Consider the following 15,425-nt stretch of genomic DNA (forward strand, 5'->3'; position numbering starts at 1 on the left):
GGTCAGTGTGCTGTACAACTATTTCAGGCCGAAGGGGGCCCTGTCACGGCCGGACCGCTCTGCGCGACCGGTGCGTAGCGTGCGGAGCGGGGCGGACTGGGGTGAACCAGCGGGGACCGGCGCAGACCGAGGCGCACGGCGGCTCACCCGGCCGCTGCGGCGCCCGGCGGGGGGTGTGCTTCTAGCGCCCGGAGGAGCCGAATGCGTGCTCGGCTGGTGCCGGGCCGCGGTTGGCGAGCCAACAGCCCCGGATGGTGGCGACCTTGACGTCGAGGCCGCGGTCCCAGGAGAGGAATCCGGTGCTGGGCATCCGCAGTGGGGTCCGTCGTCCGTTCGCCTCGCACAGCACCACGCGCCGTCCGCCGCTCCACGGCTCGACCGAGACCTCGGACACGTCGGTCCAGGCGATGGTCCGGCGGCGCAGGTTGTGCACGACCGCCGCCTCGGCGGTCAGGGTCACCCCGAGGTGTCGATTCAGCGTCCAGGTCCCGACCAGGGTGAACACCGGCAGTCCGAGCCCCAGGATCCGCCACCCGAGCGGCAGGACCGGCATCCCGGGCCGACCGTGCGGCCAGAGAAGAGGATTTGTCAGCTGCATCAGGAAGATGGAGCCGAAGATCAGCGTCAGGGGGAGCGACTGCTGCCACGAAGCCCGGTAGCGGATCCGACCGCCGGTGTCCGACGATTCCACTCCGCCGTGGAGGGCTGCCCGCTTCATGTTCTTCCCTCCCTGCCGCACGAACGGTGCGGGGCATCATGCCTGGCCAGGAGCTGATCACGCAACGGCTCAGAGTGCCTCGGCCGTCCGGTAGACCGAGACGTGGGATCGAGAGTCTTCAGTGAACTCCGCTCCCGTCCAGTCGGCGTGCCGGGACTCGAGGGTCATGCCGGCGAGCTCGGCCATGAGGTCGAGTTCCGCGGGCCAGATGTACCGGTGCGGGCTGCGGCCCAGGCGGGCCTCGTGGCCGGGCGCGGCGTCGAAGCGGAAGTGGTGCGAGACGACGTGCTGGTGCAGGACGTCGTAGGTGTCGAGCCCGATGTAGCCCGGCGCCGACTCCCAGACCACGGCCTGCTGGCCCGGCGGGAGCTGGCGGAGTTGGGGGACCCAGAGCTCGATCACGAACCGCCCGCCCGGCGCGAGATGGCGTGCGGCGTTGCGGAAGCAGGCGACCTGCTCGGCCTGCGTGAGCAGGTTGGAGATGGTGTTGAAGACGAGGTAGGCGAGCTGGAACTCGCCCGGGACGCGGGCCGTGGCCATGTCGCCGACGACGACCGGGACGGCCGCCTCGTCCACCTTGGCGCGCAGCCGGTCGACCATCGGCTGCGACAGCTCGATGCCGCTGACGGGGACTCCGCGCTCCGCCAGCGGCACGGCCACCCGGCCGGTCCCGATCGCGAACTCAAGCGCCCGTCCGCCCCCGGCCAGCTCGACGAGGCGGTCCACCGTCGGTCCCAGTACCTCCGGCGCGAACATGCCGGTTCCGGGTGTGTCGTAGTTCTGTGCGGCCTGGTCGTCCCAGATCTCACTCTGAAGCATGAGCGTTGATGCTTCCGCGCCGGCCGGCCGTCGTCAACGCAGTTTCGTCGCAGCCGACAGCCGACAGCCGACAGCCGACGTGCGGCTCCCCTCACGCCGGGGCGCGAGGGGAGCCGGGTTGCGGGCGGGTCAGCCGAGTTCGGCGGAGAGGAAGTTCGCGCCGTTGTAGGTGCCCCAGCCGGTGACGCGGTCGTAGCCGGTGCCGGCCTTGTAGGCGCCGTTGCTGCCGCTGGTGACGTCGTGGAACGCCTTGCTGTAGTTCGACGACTGCGCCAGGGCGTAGATGGTGGAGTTGGCGAAGCCGAAGGACGCCTCGCCCTTGGCCTTGGCCTCGCTGTCGTAGATCGCGGTGAAGGCGGCCCAGTTGGGCGCGGCGGCGCTGGTGCCGCCGTACTCGTCCCAGGCGCCCTCGCTGTAGACCGACCAGCCGCTGCTCGGGTTGGCGTCGGCGGAGATGTCCGGCACGTAGCGGTAGCTGCCGGTGTCGACCTTGCTCTGGAAGCTGGGGGTGGCGAACTGCGAGGAGACGCCGCCGCCGCTGCCAGACCAGCCGGCCTCCTTGCTCCAGCCACCGGAGGAGGTCAGCGTGAGCGTGGTGCCGCCGGTGCCGGACACCCACGGGTCGCTGGCCGGGAAGTCCACCGACGTGCCGCCGTTGCCCGCGTCGTCGGAGCCGCTGTCGCCGGAGGCCGCGTAGAAGGACTGGCCCTGGGCGGCGGCCTCCTGGAGGTCGGTGTTGACGGCGGTCAGGTTGGAGGGGGTCTCGCCCGCCTCGTACTCGCCCCAGCTGGTGGAGATGACCGGGACGTCGTCGCTGACGAGCGCGGCGTAGACGGCCAGCTCGCCCGCGTCGCTGTTGGGCGCCTCGTAGACCTTGACCGACGCCTGCGGGGCCAGGGCCTGGACGACCTCGATGTCGAGCTCCACCTCGTCCTCGCCGGAGGTGTCGGTGGTGCCGCCGCCCGCCGTGCGGACGGTGGGGGCGGGCGGGGTCAGCGAGTAGCCCTTGTCGTAGGTGGTGACGTCGGACTGGCTGTACGCCGAGAACTCCAGCAGGCCGACGGTGACGCCGCTGCCGGTGTAGCCGGAGCTGATCGCCGAGGCGACGTTGTAGGCGGAGCGGGCGTGCGCCGGGGTCAGGCCGGGGTGGGTGGCCTTCGGCGCGGCCTGGGGGGACGCCTGCGCGCCGGTGTTGCGGGCCAGGTCGCTGTGGTAGTGCGCGTAGTCGTTGAGGCCGGCCACGTCGGTGACGGCGGCGGCGATCGAGGCCGGGAGCACCGGGGCGGCGGTGTTCGCGTAGAAGTCCTGCTTGGCGGAGGCGTCGTGGTAGGTGGCCAGGGTGGTCCCGAACGCCTTCTCGACCTGGGCGGCCGTGCCGTCGGCCTGGAGGGTCAGGTGGTTGGCGCTGAGGGCGCCCACCTTGAGGCCCTGGCTCTTGAGGTAGGCGGTCACCTGGGCGACGGTCTGGGCGGTGGCGCCGAAGCGGTCCGCGAACTGCTTGACCGTCAGGTAGTGCTTGTACTCGGCGGAGTGGGGGTCGCTGACCCGCTGCAGGAAGGACGTCAGCCCGGCCTGGTCGCGCAGGGCGAGGCTGAGCGTCACGGGTATGGACTGCCGCGCGTCGATCGCTCCGCCGCGTTGCGCGTGGGCGATGGCGGGGAGCACGTCGCCGCGCAGGGCCGCCGGTGCGGCGGGCGCGGCGTGCGCGGGGGAGGCCACGGCGAGGGCGAGGATCGGCAGCGGGGCCGCCAGCAGCCCGACGGCGGAACGGAGCGAGAGCTTCACGGGGTGTCCTCCTGGGACGAGGGGATGCGTAACGTCCGTGCTCTGGAGCGGCCTTGCTGTGGGGCCTCCGCGCTCGACGGCGGCCTTGTCCGGCAACGGTCCTGCTCGACGACGGCCGTGCTCGGCAGCGGTCCTGCTCTGCGGCGGCCTTGCGCGGAGCGGCAGGGTGTCAGGGCGTGAGGGGCACGCCCCGGCGGTCCTCAGCGGGGGATCAGGAGGGACCGCCGGGGCGGCGGGGTCGGGCCGGCCGGCGGCCGGGGGCGGGCGGGCCGCCGGGGTGCGTTGCCCCGGCGGCGGAGGCGACACCGCCGGGACAACGACTGGAAGGGCCCGGTGTCAGAGGCTGTTCCAGGTGATGGAGAAGTTGCTGCCGCTCAGCGAGGTGATGGTGGCCTCGGCCGTGCCGGAGTCGGAGACCATGTTGATGCCGGTCGGGTTGGTGCCGGCGAGGCTGGAGCCGTTGACCGTGTTGTTGGTGAACTTCACGGTGCCGAAGTCGTCCAGCGGCAGGACGCTGCCGGACCAGGGGGCCTCGGCGATGACCTCGGCGGAGGAGCGGGCCAGGCCGCTCTCGCGCTTGGTCGTGGTCTTGGTCCAGCCGCGGGTCTTGTCGGCCAGCGTCAGGGTGTAGCTGTTCGAGGCGTAGCTGACCGTCTCGGTGATGGTGTCGCCGGGGCGCACGGTGTTGCTGTAGGTGACCGGGTTGGCCGGGTACATCTCGTACCAGGCCGAGTACTCGGCCTGGCCGCCGGAGCAGTCGGCCTCGGTACCGGTCTGCTCGACCGAGCTGGAGTTGTAGCCGTCCAGGCCGACCCAGAAGCTCGAGTAGCCGTCGCCCTTCGAGCAGTTGACGGCGGGTTGGACGAACGTGGTGCTGACGCTCGTGTACGGGCCGCCGGTGGCCGCGTAGCCGGACCAGTTGTCGCTGGTGGTCGTGGTGTGCTTGAGGCCGCCGCCGTGGCTGATGAAGAACGGCGTGCTGCCGTGCTGGCCGGCCACGTGGTGCATCGGGGCCTGCAGCAGCGCCGCGGCCGGGGCCGCCGCGGCGGTGGCGGTGGGGGCGAAGGCGGCGAGGGTGAGCGCGAGGGCCGAGCCGGGGGCGAGTATGCGGCGCAGGTGCACGAAGGATCCTCTCTGCGGGACGTGCGGCGAGGTGCGGTTCAGTGCGGTGCGTGGCGACGGCGGGCATACGCGGGCATGCGAGGGCGTGGGGGAGCCCCGCGCGGCGGTGCGGGCGGTTCGTGGGTCTGCCTGGCGCTGTACGGAGCGGACAGAGCGAGGACGTCACTGTCCTTGGCCCTGTGAGGCGCTGACACCCTGTCGCGTGGTGCCTACATGAGAGTAGGACTGACGTGCACACGCTGAACAGGGGAACGGGCGGAAAACTTCTGAGAATCCTCTGATCCCGGCCCGGTCGACCCGCCCCGGCCCCGTGTGCGGGGACTCCTGAGCCACCGTCAGGACCGAGGGCCGAGCCGCCCTGGGCCCGGAGTCTCCGCAGGTCGTCGACGTGGACCGTCGCCGCGACGGCCTCGCGCCCCCCATGCCCGGCCCGCCCGACGCCGGCGCTCCGTACGCCGACAGTGTGATCCACGTCTCCCGCCCGGACGGCGCGGGGCGCGCACCCGCGCGACTGGCTTGATTCGGCGTCAGATCAAGGCCCCACCCTCTGCCGTGGTTCCCGGATCGGGCCGGTGGGGGCGGACTTGACTGGCTGCCAGGATGCGTCCGGTATGCGCCGAAGGGGTGTTTTGTGCGATGAAGTGCTCGCAGCCGGGAATGCCTGACCGTGCTTGGCGTACGAAGGGCGTTCCCGGAACCGGGCGCCCGTCAGTTGAGTCCATGGAGGACAGCTGTGAAGAGTATCCGCGTGACCGTCATCGGAGCCATCGCCGCCGCGGCGGTGCTGGGTGTGGTGGCTCCGGCGACCGCGCAGGCGGCGCCGCGCAGCGTTGCTGCGGTGCAGACCAACCACCACCGTCACTGCGACGGCGACCGTGACTGGCGCTGCCGTTGGGACCACGACCACGCCCGTCACTGCCGTCACCACCACGGTGTCGAGGCCGGTGGCGGTGGCATGGCCGCGCTGGTTGCAGCCCGGACCTCGCACATCGGTGGCTGACAACCCCGCATGCGGTGGCGGCCGCTCTGTTGCGGCCGCCACCGCGGTCTTGCTCGCGACCTGCCTGCTCGCCCCGGCCCTGGCCGGCTGCGGCTCGGACGCGCACCAGGCGGCGGCCGTCAAGGCCGGAGCCGCCGCTGCGTCGGCCTCCGCCTCGCCGTCGGCGGGGCAGGGCACCCCGGCCGCGCGCCCCGTCGAGCCGATGACCCGTTCGGACCCGGAGCGGATCAGCATCGTGCGCCTCGACGTGAACGCGCCGCTGGTCCCGGTGGGCCGGGCGTCGGACGGCACCGTGGCGACCCCGTCGTTCGCCCAGCCCCACACGGCCGGCTGGTACAGCGGCTCGGTGACCCCGGGCCAGCAGGGCACCTCCGTCATCGTCGGGCACGTCGACACCCCGACCGGGCCCGCCGTCTTCTACCCCCTCGCCGTCGCCCGTCCCGGCGACACCGTGGTGGTCACCCGCGCCGACCACAGCGTCGCCGACTTCACCGTCGACGCCATCAAGGTCATCCCCCGCGACGACTTCGACGAGAGCCAGGTCTACGCCGCCACCGGCCGCCCGGAGATGCGCCTGATCACCTGCGGCGGCACTTTCGACAAGGTCACCCAGGAGTACTCCAGCAACGTCGTCGTCTACGCCCACCTCACCGGCGACCAGACATGACGTACCCTCAACTCCAGTCTCCGCCGCCGCGCGCCCGACGGCGCAGCGAAGGCCGGCCCGGCTACCTCGACCTCCCGGCCAGGATCCTGGCCGCCGTCGGGCTCGCGGTCGACGGCGCGGTCCACGCCTACCTGGCCGGCCACTACGCCCTGTCCGCGCCGGGGATCAGCATCGGCACCTGGTTCCGGGTCGAGGCCGTCGTGGCGGGCCTCGCCGCGCTGCTGGTGATCGCCCTGCGGCGGCTCGTCAGCGACCTGCTGGGGTGGCTGACCGCCGCCGTCGGGCTGATCGGACTGATCGTGTACCAGTTCGCGGGCCTGTACGAGGCCAGTCCCTTCGTGGACCTCAACGAGCTGCTCTGGACCGCGGAGCGGACCCTGTCGCTACCCGCCCAGGGTCTCGCGGTCGTCTGCCTCACCCCGCTGCTGGTCGAACGCCTTCACCGCACGGCCGACCGCCCCGCCTGACGCCCCGCCATGGCGGCCGCGGGCAGCCACCGAGCCTTGTACAGGCTGCTCCTGCTGACGCTCTGGACGCCGTCGGGGACGTGGAAGGTGATGGTGGAGGTACACCACTCGCACGGGTTCTCGCCGTCGGGCGCCACGGTGACCACCTGGCCGCCCACGGGGTCGTCGCTGATGCTCTTCACCCCGGGCCCGTCGATCTCCGCCGCCCCGGAGTACGACACGAACGCCTTGCCGGCGATGGAGTACTGGTAGACGTGGCTGTCGGTGGTGACCCACAGCAGGCCCGGAGCGGAAGCCACCGCGTTCACGTCGTGGCCCTCGCGGCTGGGCAGCGCGACGGACCGCACCAGGTGCAGGCGCGGACGGGCGGCGGTGCCGCCGACGCTCAGCGCCACCAGCCTGGTCGTGCCCGCGGCCCACAGGAGCCCCCCGGCCGGATCCCACTGGAGGCCGTGCGCCCCCGCGAGCTGGAACTGGGCGTAGTGCATCGAACGGGACGACTGCGAGGCGGTGTAGACGCGCACGAAGTCCTGCGTGCTGGCGGCGACCGCGATGTTGCCGTCCGGGAGCACCTCGAGGGTGTGCGCGTTCGCGTCGGTCCGTCCGGCCCACCGCACCGTTCCGTCGGGCAGGGACACCATCGCGGCCAGTCCACCCGACGCGCAGGTGAGCAGCCAGTGCTCGCCTCTCCACAGCCGGTACTTGGCCTCGCTGACGTTGCTCCAGGTGCGCTTCGGGCTCAGCCTGGCCAGCGAGCTGTGGTCCAGGGGCGACCACGACCACGAGGCCGCGCGGACGGCCCGCATCGGGTGCATGGCGTGCTGCCAGGACGGGTTGTTCGCGTCGAGCACCAGCACCCGCTCGCTGGCCTGGTCCGCGGCCAGCAACAGGCTGCGCCCCTGGCTGCCGTCCGCGGACGGCCGAGCCGCCCGTGGACGGAGCCCGGGTCTGCTCAGGGCCGTGGGGGCGCCGAGGCCGAATGCTCCGGCGGCCTTGATCACGGAGCGCCGGGAGGTGCCGGCAGGCGCGGGGAGCGGCGAGGGCGGACAGGGCGAGGCTGCGGATGCATGGGAGAAGATCACCTCTCCACGGCAACATGCGGAGGCCCGTCGACGCGGAAGCAACACGCGCGGTTCGCCCGGACGCAGGGGGATGGCGCGCGATAGGCGGGGCAGACGAATGCGCCGACGGGGACAGACGCTGGGCCGGCGCGGCCGGGCGATGCACGGGGCGGACGCGGCGCTGGTGGGCCCGAACGCGGCCTGATCGCACGGGTGGCGGGGCTCGGCGCGGGCGCGACGGTGGCGGGGCCCGACCCGGGTGTGGCGCTGCTGGGCCTGGACTCTCGTCCTGGCGCGGGGGTGGACGGGGTGTTGGTGGGTTCGAGCGGACCGCGTGCGGGAGGCGACGGCCAGGGCTGACGGGCCGGGCGGATGCGGCGGTGGCGGGGCCCGACCCGGTGGGGCGCTGGTGGGCCCGAACCCTCGTCCGGGCGCGGGCGCGGGCGAGGGGCGGGGCGGACGGGGTGTTGGTGGGCGAGAGCCGGGGCTTGAGCGCGAGAGCCGACGGCCAGGGGGCGGATGCGACGGTGGCGGACCCGGTTCCGGCGTGGCGCGGACCCGGCGGGCAGCCCGGGGGCAGGCGTGGTCGCCGGACGCCGCCGCGTCCGAGGAGTGTTGTGTGACGTCCCGTCAGCGCTGGTCCCGTTCCTCCAGTGCGTCGCGCAGCGCGGCGCGGGAGGTGACGCCCAGTTTCGGGAACGCCTGGTAGAGGTGGGTGGAGACGGTGCGCGGGGACAGGAACAGCTGCTGCCCGATCTGCTTGTTGGACAGGCCCGCGGCCGCCAGGGTCGCGATCTGCCACTGCTGCGGCGTCAGCACGTGCCCGTCGGGACGGACCCGGGCCGAGGCGGGGCTGTCGCAGGCGCGCAGTTCGCTGTGCGCGCGTGCGGTCCAGGGTTCCGCGCCCAGGCGCGCGAAGGTCCGGGCCGCCGCGCCCAGCAGGAGGCGGGCCTCGGCCTCGTCCTTGCCCCGGCGTAGGCGCTCGCCGCACCAGAGCTGGATCCGGGCCTGGTCGAAGGGCCAGCGCTCGGCCCCCTCGACGGCCAGGGCCGCGTCGAACCCCTGGACGGCCTCCTCCTCGTCCTCGGCCGCCAACGCGGCGGAGCCGAGCAGGACCATCCGCAACCGCGGTGACACCCCGTCCAGCCCGGCGGCCCGAGCCGCTCGGACATGGTCGACGGCCCTCCCGCGTCGGCCGCTTCGCACCGCGGCCTCCGCCAGGTCGAGGACCGTCCACAGCGCGTGGCCGGTGAACGGAGCCAGGGTCCCGGCGGGGGTGATCGTGCAGGCGTGGTGGTACGCGTCGTCGAACCGGCCCTGGGACAGGGCGAGCAGGGCCCTCGCATGCGCCGCGTAGCACCGCACCGCGTGCGCGCGCCGGGAGCCGGCCCACTGGTCCATCTGGTCCGCGAGACCGCGCGCGGTCGTCTCGTCGCCGCAGGCCGCGGCGACGCAGGCGAGGGCCCACTTTCCGGTGAACGACCGCAGCGGGTAGTGGTACTCGTCGCAGAGGTCGAGTCCGTTGCCGACCACCTGCCGCAGCTCCGTCCACTGGCCGGTGAACCAGGCGTGACTGCCCCACAGGAACGAGGCCTGGATGGCCGGGAAGTTGTTCTCGCCGGTGCGCCCCCCGCGTGCGGTGCGCCGCAGCGGCTCGTCCATGGCGCCGAGCCGGTCGGCGTAGGCGGCCGCGGTACCGATCCTGACGATCCGGATCGGGTCCGGGCTGCCGGGAAGCGCGGCGACCGCCGCGTCCAGGCGGGCCCAGTCGGACGGCAGGGCGCGGGCCGGGTCGGCGAAGGTGGCCCGCAGCAGGATGAGCGTGTCGGGGACGTTGACGCACTTCGCCAGCGCCTCGTCGCACTCCGCCCACAGCTCGGGCCGGCCGCCGTAGACGCAGACCATCAGCAGCGTGGACAGCGCCTCGCGCAGGGTCGTGTCGGCCAGGTCGTACGGCTGCGGCTGCAGGGCGATGGCGCCGCGCAGTACGCGGTGCGCGGTGTCGATGTCGCCGTAGCTGTTGAGCAGGTACAGCGCGGCCGCCACCGCGGCGGCGGGGGAGTCCGCGTCGGGCGCGACCCGCCGCGCGTCGTCCAGCAGGCGTGGCACGTCGAGCACGTCGCCGGTGAGGTTGGCGCCCATGTACGCCGCCTTGGCCAGCCGCCGGGCCTGTGCGGCGGTGGCCGGGCTCAGCTCGGCGGCGCGGACCAGCGCCGACACCGCGTTCGGGCCGTCACCGCGCTGCGCGCTGATGTCGGCCACCTGTTCGAGCAACTCCGCGATCTGCTCGTCCGGCTCCACCGAGGCCTGGGCGAGGTGCCAGGCGCGCTGTTCGGGGACCGCGTCCCACGCCTGGGCGAGCGCGCGGTGCGCACCGCGCCGCTGGTCGCTGGTGGAGAGCTCCACCACCGCCGAGCGCATGAGGGAGTGGCGGAAGGTCAGCCGCCCGGTCGCCTCGTCCACGCGGACGAGCTGGAGGCGTTCCGCCGGGGCGAGATGCTTCAGATCGCAGCGCCCCGCCACCGCCCGGACCACGACCCGCAGATGGCCGCTCCCCTCGAGCGCGGCCACCAGCAGCAGGTGCCGGGTGGCGGCCGGCAGGGTCGTGATGCGGGAGGCGAACGTCGACTGGAGCCGCTGCGTGAGCGGGATCCGCTGCGGCAGGGCCTGCGCGGCGGCCCGCTGCGAGTCGGTGAGCGCGGCCGGGAGCTCCAGCAGCGCCAGCGGGTTGCCCTCGGCGTCGGCCATCAGTCGGCGGCGCACCCGGGGTGCCAGCGCCGGGAAGTGACGGATCAGCAGCTCCTCCGCGGCCGCCTCGCTGAGCGGGCCGAGTTCGTGCGATTCGAGCCCGGTCCGGTCGAAGAAGCTCGCCTCCCCGAGCCTGGACGCGCACAGCATCCCCGTGCCGGCCCCCGCGAGTCGGCGCGCCACCCGCCCGAGGACCACGGCGCTGGCGCGGTCGAGCCACTGCACGTCGTCGACCACGACCAGGGTGGGCGCGGAGCCGGCGAGGTCGACGACGAGCGAGACCACGGCGTCGGCGACCGCGTCATGACCGGGCGCGGAGCCGGGCGCGGAGCCGCGCTCCAAGTCGTGCTCCAAGCCGCGCTCGAACTCCAGGGCCGAGGCCAGGACGGGGGCGTGGGCCGCGGCGGTCCGACTCTCGGGGAGCGCGGTCAGCAGCTGCCGCAGCGCGGCGTAGCCGGCCTGCGCGCGGTACTGCACACCCGTCGTGTGCAGGACGCGCATCCCGGCGCCCTCGGCCTCCCGGGCCAGGGCGTCGAGCAGGGCCGTCTTGCCGACCCCCGGCTCGCCGAGCAGCGCCAGCGCGCCGGCCCCGCGCGGGACCTCGCCGAGGAAGTCGCGCAGCCGCGCCAGGTCGGCACCCCGGCCCACCAGCGGCTCCGCCGCGCCACCGCTCCCGCTGCCCTCGTCGCCCACGCGCGCCCCCCGTGTCGAACCACCAGAACCGTCTCCGACCGTTTCGGATCATCGACGGTACCGCTCGGCTCGTGACTGTGGAGTCGGCCGTCCCCGTCCCCGGACACCCGGACAGCCAGCACGGGGGCTCACGGTGGGACACCGCCGCCCGTGGGGCGTCAGTCGCGGGCGGCCGGTGCCGCCGTGCTGGAGCGGACGACCAGGCGGGTCGGGACCAGGACGACGCCGCGCTCGGGAGTGTCGCTGCGGATCTGGCGCAGCACGCCCTCGACGCAGAGGCGGCCGACCTCGCCGAAGTCCTGGTGCACCGTGGTCAGCGGCGGAATGAACGCGGTGGCCTCGGGGATGTCGTCGAAGCCCACGACGCTGACGTCCTCCGGGACCCTGCGGCCCTGCTCCGCCAGGGCCCGCAGCACTCCGAGTGCCATCTGGTCGTTGGCGGCGAACACGGCCGTGCACTCCGGGGGGAGCTCCAGGCCGGCCTGATAGCCGGACTCCGCGGACCAGTCGCCGTAGAGGACGGGCGGCCGAGTGCGGTCGGCGTCCTCCAGTGCTGCGAACCAGGCCTGGGCGCGGCGCTGCGCGGCGAACGAGTCCTTCGGGCCGGCGATGTGCCACACCGTGCTGTGGCCGAGCCCGAGCAGGTGCTCGACGGCGAGCCGGGCGCCGCCGCGCTGGTCCGTGTCGACGACGCTGTAGCGGTCTCCCGCGTCCGAGTCGACCACGACGACCTGGACCTGGGGTGGCAGCTGCACCGTCGTGGAGTCGAGCAGGTGCACTTCCATGATCACGATGACGCCGTCCACGGCCAGTTCCCCGAGGCGGGTGAAGGCGCCGCGGACCCCGGTCTGCGTCGGCACGGCGACCGGCATGAGGGTGATGCCGTAGCCCTCCTGGGCGGCCGAGTCGGCGATCGCCTCCAGCGTGCGCATGTTGCCCGTCGTGGAGAGGGTGAACAGGACGACGCCGAGTGTGTGGAACCGGCCCTGCTTGAGAGCGCGTGCCGCCCCGTTCGGGCGGTAGCCGAGCTGTTTCATCGCGGAGAGCACCCGCTCCCGGGTTTCGTCGATCACCCCCTCGTGACCGTTGGAGACGCGGGAGACGGTCTGGGACGAGACGCCGGCCAGGCGGGCGACGTCCGCCATCGACACGCGGCGGCGCAGGCCGGCCGCGTGTGGGGCCTCGTCGTGCGACGCGGGCTCCGGCTTCGCATCAGCTGCCTTCTTCACGCCTGTCCCTTCGTCGCCTGCCGCTTCGGCGTACGAACGTGCGATCGGCGACGGATCTCGACGCTCGTGGGGCCGCCTGGCGCTGCCAGCCTCAGGTTACTCCGGCGTTTACGTCACCATCCAGGACCGCGCCTCTGCTGCTCCGCGGGGACCCGAGCCGCTGCAAAGCCGGTACGCCGCGACATACAGTGAGGTCGGGGGATGCCCCGCGCAGGGAGTGCGACATGTCAGCCGGCGCCGAACAGCAGACCGGGCGGCTCTCCGGCATCCGGGGATTCGCCTTCGTCGGACGGGACGAGGAGCTCGCCGCCCTGGTCGCGGCGCTCTCGGCCCGACCCGCGATCGTACTGCTGCGTGGGGAGGCCGGCATCGGCAAGTCCCGGCTGGTCGCGGAAGCCCTGGCCGTCCTCAGCCGCGCAGGGGTGGGGACGCTCGTCGGGGTCTGCCACCCGTTGCGCGAACCGCTCCCGTTCGGCCCGGTCATCGACGCGCTGAGCCGCATCGGTCCGGTCCTGCGTCCCGGCGCGCACATCGGCGCCGCGGCCGGGGCACTGGCCCCCTGGCTGCCGGACCTCGCCGACCGGTTGCCCGCCCCGCCTGACGAGCCGACGGGGACCGAAGGCCGGCCCCACGCCGCGTGCCGTGGGACCCAGATGCTGCTGTCGGCCGCCGCCCCGGTCGTCATCGTCATCGAGGACCTGCACTGGGCGGACGACGCGACCAGGGAACTCCTGCTGCTGCTGGCCGGATCGCTGCCGGACGACGTCGGCCTGGTCCTCACCTACCGAACCGAGGAGCAGCCCGGCCCCTTGCTGGGCCGGGAGTTCCGCAGGCCGGCCGGCGTCGGGCTGCTGGAGTTGTCCTTGGACCGGCTGAGCAGGACGGCGGTGTCCCGGATGGCTCGTGCCGCGCTCGGAGGACAGGCTGCCGGCGAACTCACGCAGGCGCTCTACGAGCGCAGTGTCGGGCTGCCGCTGATCCTGGAGGAGGACCTGATCACCCTCAGCGGGCGTCCGGCCGCCGCGGAGCGGCCGGAGCTGCTGGGGGTCCCGCGCAGCCTTCGCGAGGTGCTGGCGACGCGGATCGAGGGCATGGCGCCGCAGACCCAGGGACTGGTCGCCGCCGCCGCAGTGGTCGCCGTGCCGACGGGGGAGCAACTCCTGGCCGATGCAGCGGGATTGACTTCTGATCAAGGAGCCGTGGCCATCGAGGAGGCACTGGAGCGGAGCGTCCTGGTCGAACACGGACCCGACGCCTACGGCTTCTCGCACGCGCTGGCCCGACGTGCCGCGTACGACGCACTGCCCGGGCCGCGACGCAACCGGCTGCACCGGCGGGTCCTCGGGCTGCTGTCCGCGCAGGAGCCGCCGCCGCTGGTCCAGCTCGCGCACCACAGCAAGGCGCTGGGCGACAGCGACCTGTGGCTCCGGTACGCCCGGGCCGCTGCCGAGCAGGCACTGGCCGTCGGCGACCTCGGCACAGCGGCCGCGCAGTTGCGCCAGATCATCGACCACCCGGGGCTGCCCACCGGTGAACTCGGCGATGCGGCGCGCTCGCTGGCCGAGGCCGTGGCCTACACCACCGACGCGTCCGACGCCGTCGTGGCGGCCCTGCGGCGGATCGCCGCGACACCCGGTCTCGCGCCGGCCGTGCGCGGTGAGATCCGGGCTCGCATCGGCAACATGCTGCGCATCCGGGTGGGAGGCTCCGCCGGGGTCGAGGACCTTGAGGCCGCCGCAGTGGAGTTGGAGGCCGACAACCCCGCCCATGCGGCCAAGACGTTCTCCGTGCTGGCGTCGATGGACACCGGGGATGCCACGGCCGCGGAGCGGAAGGTCTGGATGGATCGCGCACTGGCCCTGCTCGAACGCGTCGACGACCCCGAGACTGCGGCGATCGTCCACGTCAACCAGTTGGTGTCGGTGCCGGCGTGTGCCGACCCCGGCGTTCCGGGCCTGGTGGCCGCGCTGTCCCGTGAGACCGGGTCGCCCAGGCTGCTCCAGACGACGGCGGTAGGGCTGTCCAACGCGGCCGAGATCGCGTACTGCGTGGGCCTGGATGCACGGGTGCGGGCCTGGGCCGACGAAGCGATCGCCATCGCGGAGAAGGCCCAGATGTCCGGTCTGATGCCGTACAGCCGAAGCTACGCCCTGCCGTTGACCTGGGCCGCCGGGAGGTGGACGGAGTGGGACGAGGCCCTGGCCGAGTACCGTGCCCGCTCTCCGGACAGCCCGGTCACCGACATCGGCCTGCTGGGCGCGGCCCAGGGAGTGACGGCTGCGGCCCGGGGCCACAGCGCGCGCGCCAAGGCGCTGTTCGAAGGGGCCCTCGCGCAGGACGCGACCAGTGTGCTCACCATGCCCTCCTCCGCCGGTCTGGCTCGGCTCCACCTCGCGCGCTCCGAGCCGGATGCCGCGTGGCAGGTCCTTGCGCCCGCCGTCCGGATGCTGCGTCGGCGGGAGGCCTGGCCTTTCGCCTTCGACCTGCTCCCCACCGCCGTCGAGACCGCGCTTCTGCGGTCCGACCGCCCCACCGCGGTGTCCCTGGCCGAGGAGCAGTTCGCCGGGATCACGGGACTGGAATGCCCAGGGGCGGTCGCCGAGCATCATCTCGCCGACGGGCTGCTGTGTGCGGTCGACTCCCCGGCCGAAGCCGCCGCGTGCTTCGAGCGCGCGGCCGACCTCTGGCTGGCGATCGGCCGCCCGTACCCCGCCGCGCTCGCCACCGAGCGCGCCGCCCTCGCCCGGTTGGCCGACCCGACCGTGGAAGCAGGCCTGCTCGCACGGGCGACCGACGCGTTCGACCGCATCGGTGCCGCAACGGACAGCTCACGCTGCCGCCGCCTGCTGCGCACACTCAACGCCGGAAGACCACCGCAGCACGGCTCCCGCGACACTCGAAGCGCGCTGTCGCCGCGTGAACAGCAGGTAGCCGCACTGCTGGCCGACGGCGCCTCGAACCGGGACATCGCCGAGGCGCTCTACCTCTCGGAGCGTACCGTGGAACATCATGTCGCGGCCGTGCTAAGGAAGTTGGGGACAACTCGGAACGTTCTCAAGCGCAGCTGACCTACGGCGGCGTCCGTTGGCGCGGATATGGGGCGGACCAACTCCCGG

At 73.5% G+C, this 15,425-nt stretch carries 11 protein-coding genes; 4 read left to right on the forward strand and 7 right to left on the reverse strand.

Annotation, left to right across the window (positions count from 1 at the left end; genetic code table 11):
• Positions 1 to 181: 181 nt before the first annotated feature.
• The 4 genes from TR50_RS43055 to TR50_RS29750 all read right to left on the reverse strand — a co-directional run bounded on the left by TR50_RS43055 (position 182) and on the right by TR50_RS29750 (position 4,444).
• Positions 182 to 718, reverse strand: coding sequence for a hypothetical protein (locus TR50_RS43055; RefSeq protein WP_052441474.1), 537 nt, complete (start codon positions 716 to 718; stop codon positions 182 to 184).
• Positions 719 to 787: 69 nt separating this feature from the next.
• Positions 788 to 1,537, reverse strand: a complete 750-nt coding sequence (locus tag TR50_RS29740; protein WP_042429040.1) for a class I SAM-dependent DNA methyltransferase — start codon at positions 1,535 to 1,537, stop codon at positions 788 to 790.
• Positions 1,538 to 1,666: 129 nt separating this feature from the next.
• The gene (locus TR50_RS29745; RefSeq protein ID WP_042429043.1) at positions 1,667 to 3,322 is read right to left on the reverse strand and encodes a S53 family peptidase; all 1,656 of its coding nucleotides are present in this window, start codon (positions 3,320 to 3,322) and stop codon (positions 1,667 to 1,669) included.
• Between the two features lie 336 nt (positions 3,323 to 3,658).
• Positions 3,659 to 4,444 (reverse strand): G1 family glutamic endopeptidase, encoded by a 786-nt coding sequence (locus TR50_RS29750; RefSeq protein ID WP_052441477.1) that lies wholly within the window; start codon positions 4,442 to 4,444, stop codon positions 3,659 to 3,661.
• A gap of 748 nt (positions 4,445 to 5,192) precedes the next feature.
• Here TR50_RS29750 and TR50_RS29755 point away from each other — a divergent pair.
• Genes TR50_RS29755 through TR50_RS29765 form a run of 3 tightly spaced genes read left to right on the forward strand, consistent with a single transcriptional unit; the run spans position 5,193 to position 6,578 of the window.
• Positions 5,193 to 5,444: a hypothetical protein gene (locus tag TR50_RS29755; RefSeq protein ID WP_152648712.1), complete on the forward strand. Its 252-nt coding sequence runs from the start codon at positions 5,193 to 5,195 to the stop codon at positions 5,442 to 5,444.
• A 49-nt stretch (positions 5,445 to 5,493) separates the two neighbouring features.
• Positions 5,494 to 6,111, forward strand: a complete 618-nt coding sequence (locus tag TR50_RS29760; RefSeq protein WP_052441479.1) for a class F sortase — start codon at positions 5,494 to 5,496, stop codon at positions 6,109 to 6,111.
• Positions 6,108 to 6,578 carry a hypothetical protein gene (locus TR50_RS29765; protein ID WP_042429051.1) on the forward strand — a complete coding sequence of 157 codons (471 nt, stop codon included), beginning with the start codon at positions 6,108 to 6,110 and terminating at the stop codon, positions 6,576 to 6,578. Before TR50_RS29760 ends, TR50_RS29765 begins: the two co-directional genes overlap by 4 nt.
• Here the strand turns inward: TR50_RS29765 and TR50_RS29770 are convergent.
• The 3 genes from TR50_RS29770 to TR50_RS29780 form a co-directional block, all read right to left on the reverse strand.
• Positions 6,551 to 7,465: a DUF6528 family protein gene (locus TR50_RS29770; protein ID WP_052441481.1), complete on the reverse strand. Its 915-nt coding sequence runs from the start codon at positions 7,463 to 7,465 to the stop codon at positions 6,551 to 6,553. The genes TR50_RS29765 and TR50_RS29770 overlap by 28 nt on opposite strands.
• Before the next feature lie 804 nt (positions 7,466 to 8,269).
• Entirely contained in the window at positions 8,270 to 11,080 is a 2,811-nt protein-coding gene (locus tag TR50_RS29775; RefSeq protein WP_042429054.1) for a helix-turn-helix transcriptional regulator, read from the reverse strand.
• A 158-nt stretch (positions 11,081 to 11,238) separates the two neighbouring features.
• Entirely contained in the window at positions 11,239 to 12,225 is a 987-nt protein-coding gene (locus TR50_RS29780) for a LacI family DNA-binding transcriptional regulator (protein WP_042429113.1), read from the reverse strand.
• A gap of 308 nt (positions 12,226 to 12,533) precedes the next feature.
• Here TR50_RS29780 and TR50_RS29785 point away from each other — a divergent pair, with 308 nt between their 5' ends.
• Positions 12,534 to 15,377, forward strand: coding sequence for an ATP-binding protein (locus TR50_RS29785; protein ID WP_042429057.1), 2,844 nt, complete (start codon positions 12,534 to 12,536; stop codon positions 15,375 to 15,377).
• Positions 15,378 to 15,425 lie beyond the last annotated feature (48 nt).

The organism is Streptacidiphilus anmyonensis (genome assembly GCF_000787855.1).
Lineage (GTDB): Bacteria > Actinomycetota > Actinomycetes > Streptomycetales > Streptomycetaceae > Streptacidiphilus > Streptacidiphilus anmyonensis.